Raw genomic sequence first — 7,021 nt, 5'->3', positions numbered from 1 at the left:
AATTGGCTGTAAATCAGAAAAATAAACCAATAGATAACAAAAAAGAATCGGAATCCAAAAATCTTTTTAAGATTTTCGAATTTCGATTCTTTTATTTAAGAACTGTAACTACTTATGTCACAGCCTCCTTTTATTCATTGAAAATTTAATACTATTTATAGCGATGTTTCAGGGGCTACTCCGTGAGTAATCCATTTAACTCGGAAACGATAATCCGTCACTAATTCTTGCGTGGTCCAATCGTTTGCTATGTAGCCAGTCAAGGAGTTCATAACAAGCTCCATGATGAAGAATAAGAAACTTACTGATTCCTCATGAGAGTCAATAATAATATGACTGGCTTTCAAGATATCTGTCCATTGAGTGACAAGTGGAGAGTCACTAGCAAGTGGAAATCTCTTGTAAGCTGATAAGTCATTTGATTCTGTTAAGAGGCGTAAGCTTTTCCAGTACTCGCTAGAGTGATCAAGCTGACTGCACCAAATGAGATATTTCTCGATTCCTATAAAAAATTGATTTTTATCTTGTTGGATATATTTGATAATATCTTGATGGATGACAACAGAATACTTATTAATAATATAGGTATAAGCATCTTCTAAATCTTCAAAATACTTGTAAAAAGCTCCTCGAGACATTTGCATTTTAGAAACAATTTCTGATACTTTTACTTGGCTAACAGGTTGGTCATAAAAAGTATTTAAAAGGATAGTATCAATGGATTCTTTGCGATTATTTGGTAGGTTTAAAAAGGTATCGTTAGGCATAAACGTTAACCCCTTTCTTTTCTCTCGTCTAAATCTTTCAATCTCATTCTATCATATTTCAAAAAACTAGTTAACCTTCTATTTAGAAGTCTTTTGTTTCAATTAGTTCTCCGTCGTGCATTTCAAACACTCTATCACTCCATTTAATCATTCGGTGATCATGAGTTACCATAACTGTTGCTTTTTGCTTTTCATGAGCTTCTTTGACTAATAATTTAACTACTTCGTAAGCGTGCTCTGTGTCAAGACTGGCAGTAGGTTCATCAGCTAAAATTAAATTTGGTTCGTTGTAAAGCGCGCGTCCAATAGCAACACGTTGTCTTTCACCACCAGATAAGTCTCTTGGGTATTTATCTTTTAAATCGTGTATATCAAGAGATTTTAAAAGAGCATCAATTTCAGTTTCTTTCATTTTATGTTTATTGATTTTGTCCACTAAGAAAAATTGTTCTTTGATTGTTAAAAAAGGAATTAAGTTTGAACTTTGTAAAATAAAACCAATTTCTTTAAAGCGTAATTTCGCACGTTCTTTTTCAGAAAGGTTAGTGAATGAAATATCATTAATTTTTATGTCACCACTTGTTGGACGTTGTAAACCACCAGAGATAGTTAGGAAAGTACTTTTTCCAGAACCAGATGGTCCAATGATACTGATAAATTCACCTTGCTTAACATCTAAATTAATTTTTTTTAGTGCACTGATTTCTTGTTTTCCTTGTTGGAATGTTTTCGTGATATCTTCCATTAATAGCATACTTTTCATTTGATTAACCTCCAATAGCTTTCATAGGATCAACTTTTGTGACAGTTCTGATAGAGAAGAGACTTCCAATAATTGTTACAACTAATAATATAACGCTGTAAATTCCCCATAAATTAAGAGCAACTGCAAAAGGCATCGCCTCTGGTAAAATAAAACTTGTTCCATAAGCTAGTGAGAATCCTAATAGAATTCCGATGAATCCAATGATAAAGGATTGTTTAACGATGGAATTAATAATAAATCCGTTTGAGATACCTTGTGCTTTCATAACACCGAATATACTTGTTTTTTGAAGAGTCATAACGTACATGAAAATACCGATGATAGCAGTCACAATAACAAAAAGGAAATAAATCATTGAGTTAAGTGTTAAATTTTGAGCAGCATAACCGGGTAAGCTATTAATGAACTCTGCTGTATCCATTGCTTGTAATTTAGGAGTGGTATCAGATTTAATTGTATTGTTGGTTGTATTTGTCACGATGGCATTGATTGGTTGACCATCTGTACTTGCTTTGAAATCTTTACCATACTTAATTTTTGCAACGTCTTCTAAAGAAGAATAGATAACAGGTGCTACCGTGTAAAATGTTTCTGGCGAGATGCCAACAACAGTCATTTTTATTTTGTCGCTACCCATTTCAATAGTGTCACCAATAGCAAAGCCTTTATTAGCTAAATTTTCTGAAATAATGATTTCATTTGATTTAGAAAACATTTTTCCATCTACTAATTCAGGAAGTAAAAAAGCGTCTCGATTAGTACCAAATAAAGCCACATCTATTTTTTTATCTTTATTATCAATCGCCCCATTATAAATAGAGATGGGTGCTTTTTTATCACTTTTTACATCATCAAGATTTTTTTCAGTTAGTTGCGAAGCTGATAAGTTTTTATTGCTATCTTCAGATAGCATGACAGATTCACTATTCCAATCAACAATGACTTGTCTAAATTCTGTTGCAAGTCCGTTTGCTAATCCAGAGAGCATAAAAACAGCATATGAAATCAAAAGAATGATTCCGATAACTAATGTGTACCTTAATTTTGAATAACTCATTTCTTTTAGTGCTAGAAACATTTTCATTCTCCTTCGTGTCTATTAATTTTATCAAAGTGACGTTTTGTCACTAAAAGAAGTTTACAACAAAAGTGACATTTTGTCACTAATAAAGTTTTGATTTTTATTGAGAACAAAATTGTTTTAATTTAGGTTGTTTTTTTATATAAAAAGTAAAAATAATCAAAAATAAGTTTTTATTATTGAGAAAAAGTAAGAAGAGAAGTAGAGTAGTAGATGAGAAACTATCTATATAAGGATGTGAGGCAGTGGAAATTACAATTCTTGGTTTTTGGGGAGGTTACCCTTATAATAATGAAGGGACTACATCTTTTCTAATTCAATCTGAAGGATATTCTTTATTACTGGATGCAGGTAGCTCAACGTTAATCCAGTTAGAAAAAGTAATTGACCCACTTGAACTAGATGCTGTTATCTTAACTCATTACCACCATGATCATATTGCTGATTTAGGTGCGTTGCAGTATATGAGACAATTAAAGCCAATCGAAAAAATAGAGAAGTTATCTATTTTTGGACATCAAGAAGATGAATATGCTTTTAAAAGACTAACTTTAGAGGGTGTAACAAAAGGTTATTCATATAATCCTGAAAAAGAATTAGAGATTGGACCATTTCAAATTACCTTTTTAAAAACAGTTCATCCAGTTATCTGTTATGCTATGCGAATTGTGGAGAAAAGAACAGGAAAGGTTTTCGTGTTCACAGGGGATACAGGTTATTTCGATGAGCTTATACCTTTTTCAAAAGAAGCAGATGTTCTGATAACTGATACTTATTTTTTAGAAGGACATGAAAATCATCATGCTCATTTAACAAGCAAAGAAACAGGAAATATTGCTAGAGAAGCCAATGTTAAACGCCTTGTTCTGAGTCACTTAAAACAAGATATTGATTTAGAGCTTTTGTTAAGTCAAACTAAAAAATATCTAAATAAAGATATTCCAGTGGAACTTGCAAAAACACAATTAAAAATAATTATTTAGGAGATGTCACTATGATTTTTGTATCTAACGAAGGAATTACAGACCCAAGAATTAACTTAGCCATTGAAACATATTTGGTGCAAGAAATGCCTCTTGAGGAGCCAATTTTGTTATTTTATATTAATGAGCCATCAATCATTATCGGCCGTAATCAAAACACTATTGAAGAAATTAATACTGAGTATGTAGAAAAACAAGGTATCCATGTAGTCAGACGTTTAAGTGGTGGTGGAGCAGTTTACCATGATGAAGGAAATTTAAACTTTAGCTTTATTATGGAAGATGATGGTGAGTCTTTTAGAAACTTCGGTAAAGTAACACAACCGATTATAGACGCTTTACATGATATGGGCGTTGAAGGTGCTGAATTAAAAGGACGTAATGATTTATTAATTGATGGTAAAAAATTCTCAGGAAATGCTATGTATTCAACTAATGGGCGTATGTTTGCTCATGGAACATTAATGTTTGATAGTGACGTAAACGAAGTTGTAAATGCATTGAAAGTAAGAAAAGATAAAATTGAATCTAAAGGAATTAAGTCAATTAGATCTCGCGTTACTAATATCAAACCCTATTTAACAGATACTCATCAACATATGTCTACTGTTGATTTCAGACAAGAAATTTTATTAAAAATCTTTGAAACAGATAAATTAGAAGATGTAAACGTTTATAAATTAACTGAGCACGATTGGGAAAGAATTAATGCCATTTCTGACAAATTATATCGTAATTGGGATTGGAACTATGGTCGTTCACCTGAATTTGATTTAGTTAGAAGACAACGTTTTGCCATTGGCTCAATTGAAGCTAAAATGAATGTTTCTGAAGGAGAGTTAAAAGAAATTAAGTTATTTGGTGATTTCTTTGGCTTAGGTGAAATTAAAGATGTTGAAACTGTCTTAACAGGCATTAAATACGATAAAGAATCAATTACAGAAGCTGTGAAACAAATTGATGTCAAAAAATATTTTGGTAACATTGAACAAGAAGATTTAATTAACTTAATATATTAAAAACAAAAAAAGAGGAAAATCAACTTAGTGATTTTCCTCTTTTTCTTGTTTTTTTAACTGAATTAATTCTTCTTCTAAAAGTTGTAGCTCTTTTTCTTTTCCCTTAATTCTTTCTTCCACTGATTCTTCCTTTGCTTCTAGTGGTGATTTAATCGCAAAGTTCCAAAATACAGCAATGAAAGTACCAATAAACGTATCTACAACACGGTTAAAGGCGTAAAGGTAAGATTCATTTTTTGGAATAGAAAAGGCAATAAAAAGAAAAGTAGCAATACCACCAATAATCCCTGCTTTATTATCAATCCTAATAGAGTAAGTGATAATAATAGCGACGATTAAAGGGATAAATACGAGCTGTCCAATGTCTTCACTAGGAACCAACTGTAAACAAGCATAATAGACGAAAGCGCCAATACCGCCAACAGTATTACCAATAATACGAGATGTCCCAAAATCAATACTTGAAGACAAATCTTCTCTCAGAGCGAAAACAGCAGCAAGAGTTGCAACGATAGGTGTTCCACGATCTGTTAGTTGAAATATCAAGATACAGCACATAACAGCTAGGGAAGTTTTAAAGGTTCTTAAACCTAAATGATATTTTCCCCAATGCATAAAAAATCACCTCTATTTTTTTTGACTAACAGCTTCCTTTTGATAGGTTTTAACTAAATTTAAAGTATAGTTCATGTTACTAATTGCTTCCTCGCCTACCATAGTGACAGAACCATAAGTTCGGTTGATAACTGATCCTTGATCGTCTAAATTATCGACAGGTAGATTGAGATATAATTCTTTTTCTTGCTCAAACCCAGTCTCTAAATACATGGTTAAAGAATCATAATTATTTAAAATAATTTGAAGACTAGAACTAATCAAATTTAGTTTATTATGATCGACATCAACAGCGTTTTTATCACTAATTCGCTGTACTTCTTTTTGAAGTTTAACTAAGTCTTTTTGTCCACTTTGTAATTCTGTTAATAATTCTTCTCTAGAAGAAAAGTTTTTGTATAGCGCGCCTTCGTCATTTACAAATAATCCCACTTCTGGTTCAGTTTCTAAATCTTTTTCAAAAGAAGGGATAATTCTTTCGACTAGGTTTAACAACTCTTTCATCGTATCTTTTTGTTCTTTAATAGTTGTTTCTAAATTTTTAGCTACTGTGAGAGATTCATCAAGTTCTTGAGTAATTCCACAAGCTGAAACAAAAAGAAGAGTTGATATTAAAAGGATTGTCATTTTTAGTTGTTTCATATCAATACCTCCTTATTTCTCTAATGATATACGAAAGCTGGCAATTCTGCTAGTCTAAGTTACTAATAAATGATTGACGATTAGTCAGAAGTGATTTTTAATAGGGAGAAAGAGGTGTTAAAATGAAAATCGGATTGAGAACGATAAAGACTGTTATTGCAGCTACATTGGGAATTATTATTGCTAATTATATAGGTTTAAAGTTTCCTGCAACGGCAGGAATTATTGCTATTTTAAGTGTGACAAATACTAAGACATCCTCCTTTAAAGTGGGTTTTGGTCGTATTATCGCCTTATTTATTGCTATTGGTATTGCTTTTGTTTGCTACCAGTTGTTAGGATATAATCCAATTGCATTTGGTTGCTTTTTACTAGTGTATATTCCAATAGCTGCTAGGTTTAATATGTCTGAGGCGATTCCAGTTAACTCAGTGTTGATCACTCATTTTTTAAATGAAGGCCAAATGACTATGGAGCTAGTTATTAATGCTATTTCCTTATTATTTATAGGCGTAGGATTAGCTTTGTTAGCTAATTTATATATGCCTAATGAGGAACAAGAAATTCAATTAAAAAAAGAATCAGTCGACTCAATGATAAAAGAAATGTTAAAAATGATGACAGAAGTATTTGAAAAACCGAGTTTAATAAGTGATTTAGAAAACTTGTTATTTGTAATTCAAAAGACCGTAGACGAAGGAGAGTTATACGCTAAAAAGCATCAAGATAACCGTTTACTAATAAAAGATTATTACGATATTAGTTATTTTCAAATGAGGCGGATGCAATTAAATGTTTTAACTGATATGGTTGAATTGATCAAAGAGATAGAAGTTGAGGAAGATATGTCTTATGAAGTAGAAAAACTACTTTATGAGATTCAAGATTCTTATAGTGAGTTGAACGACGGTGTTCAATTAAAAGAAAAAGTACAAAATGTGTATCAATATTATGAAACCAAAGCATTACCTAAGACACGAGAAGAGTTTGAAAATAGAGCTAAATTATATCAATTACTAACAGAAATTCAGACGTTTATTGATATAAAAGTTAACTTCAATTTCACAGAATAGAAGTATGTTAAGATTTTGTATGGATAATAGTTAAAAAGATGCTTTTTTTAAGATAAAAGGTTAAAATAAGCGTAA

8 protein-coding genes are annotated in these 7,021 nt (G+C 31.4%); 3 read left to right on the top strand and 5 right to left on the bottom strand.

The window, feature by feature from the left end; all coding sequences use genetic code 11:
* Positions 1–155: 155 nt before the first annotated feature.
* The 3 genes from ACODH8_RS08745 to ACODH8_RS08735 form a co-directional block, all read right to left on the bottom strand.
* The gene (locus ACODH8_RS08745) at positions 156–767 is read right to left on the bottom strand and encodes a TetR/AcrR family transcriptional regulator (protein ID WP_332465093.1); all 612 of its coding nucleotides are present in this window, start codon (positions 765–767) and stop codon (positions 156–158) included.
* An 82-nt stretch (positions 768–849) separates the two neighbouring features.
* Positions 850–1,530: an ABC transporter ATP-binding protein gene (locus ACODH8_RS08740; RefSeq protein ID WP_332465094.1), complete on the bottom strand. Its 681-nt coding sequence runs from the start codon at positions 1,528–1,530 to the stop codon at positions 850–852.
* 4 nt (positions 1,531–1,534) lie between these two features.
* Positions 1,535–2,611 carry an ABC transporter permease gene (locus tag ACODH8_RS08735; RefSeq protein WP_332465095.1) on the bottom strand — a complete coding sequence of 359 codons (1,077 nt, stop codon included), beginning with the start codon at positions 2,609–2,611 and terminating at the stop codon, positions 1,535–1,537.
* Between the two features lie 248 nt (positions 2,612–2,859).
* On the opposite strand from ACODH8_RS08735, the gene ACODH8_RS08730 reads away from it, so the two are divergent.
* Together ACODH8_RS08730 and ACODH8_RS08725 are read left to right on the top strand one after the other, a co-directional pair.
* Positions 2,860–3,597, top strand: coding sequence for an MBL fold metallo-hydrolase (locus ACODH8_RS08730; RefSeq protein WP_420517678.1), 738 nt, complete (start codon positions 2,860–2,862; stop codon positions 3,595–3,597).
* Between the two features lie 11 nt (positions 3,598–3,608).
* Entirely contained in the window at positions 3,609–4,616 is a 1,008-nt protein-coding gene (locus ACODH8_RS08725; protein WP_332465097.1) for a lipoate--protein ligase, read from the top strand.
* A 24-nt stretch (positions 4,617–4,640) separates the two neighbouring features.
* Here the strand turns inward: ACODH8_RS08725 and ACODH8_RS08720 are convergent, their stop codons facing one another.
* Positions 4,641–5,231, bottom strand: coding sequence for an FUSC family protein (locus ACODH8_RS08720; protein ID WP_332465098.1), 591 nt, complete (start codon positions 5,229–5,231; stop codon positions 4,641–4,643).
* 12 nt (positions 5,232–5,243) lie between these two features.
* Positions 5,244–5,873, bottom strand: a complete 630-nt coding sequence (locus ACODH8_RS08715; protein WP_332465099.1) for a hypothetical protein — start codon at positions 5,871–5,873, stop codon at positions 5,244–5,246.
* Between the two features lie 122 nt (positions 5,874–5,995).
* Between ACODH8_RS08715 and ACODH8_RS08710 the strand changes: the two genes are divergently transcribed.
* On the top strand, positions 5,996–6,946 hold the full coding sequence (locus ACODH8_RS08710; RefSeq protein ID WP_332465100.1) for an aromatic acid exporter family protein: 951 nt from the start codon (positions 5,996–5,998) through the stop codon (positions 6,944–6,946).
* Positions 6,947–7,021 lie beyond the last annotated feature (75 nt).

Origin of the sequence: Vagococcus fluvialis, assembly GCF_048815235.1 — a bacterium.
Taxonomy (GTDB): domain Bacteria; phylum Bacillota; class Bacilli; order Lactobacillales; family Vagococcaceae; genus Vagococcus.
Note: the sequence above shows the minus strand (reverse complement) of the source record. Positions and strands in the feature narration are given on the sequence as shown.

What these genes read in the sequence shown, in the direction of transcription:
- ACODH8_RS08745 (WP_332465093.1), bottom strand. Translation starts at nt 767, where the DNA reads ATGCCTAACGATACCTTTTTAAACCTACCAAATAATCGCAAAGAATCC.
- ACODH8_RS08740 (WP_332465094.1), bottom strand. Translation starts at nt 1,530, where the DNA reads ATGAAAAGTATGCTATTAATGGAAGATATCACGAAAACATTCCAACAA.
- ACODH8_RS08735 (WP_332465095.1), bottom strand. Translation starts at nt 2,611, where the DNA reads ATGTTTCTAGCACTAAAAGAAATGAGTTATTCAAAATTAAGGTACACA.
- ACODH8_RS08725 (WP_332465097.1), top strand. Translation starts at nt 3,609, where the DNA reads ATGATTTTTGTATCTAACGAAGGAATTACAGACCCAAGAATTAACTTA.
- ACODH8_RS08720 (WP_332465098.1), bottom strand. Translation starts at nt 5,231, where the DNA reads ATGCATTGGGGAAAATATCATTTAGGTTTAAGAACCTTTAAAACTTCC.
- ACODH8_RS08715 (WP_332465099.1), bottom strand. Translation starts at nt 5,873, where the DNA reads ATGAAACAACTAAAAATGACAATCCTTTTAATATCAACTCTTCTTTTT.
- ACODH8_RS08710 (WP_332465100.1), top strand. Translation starts at nt 5,996, where the DNA reads ATGAAAATCGGATTGAGAACGATAAAGACTGTTATTGCAGCTACATTG.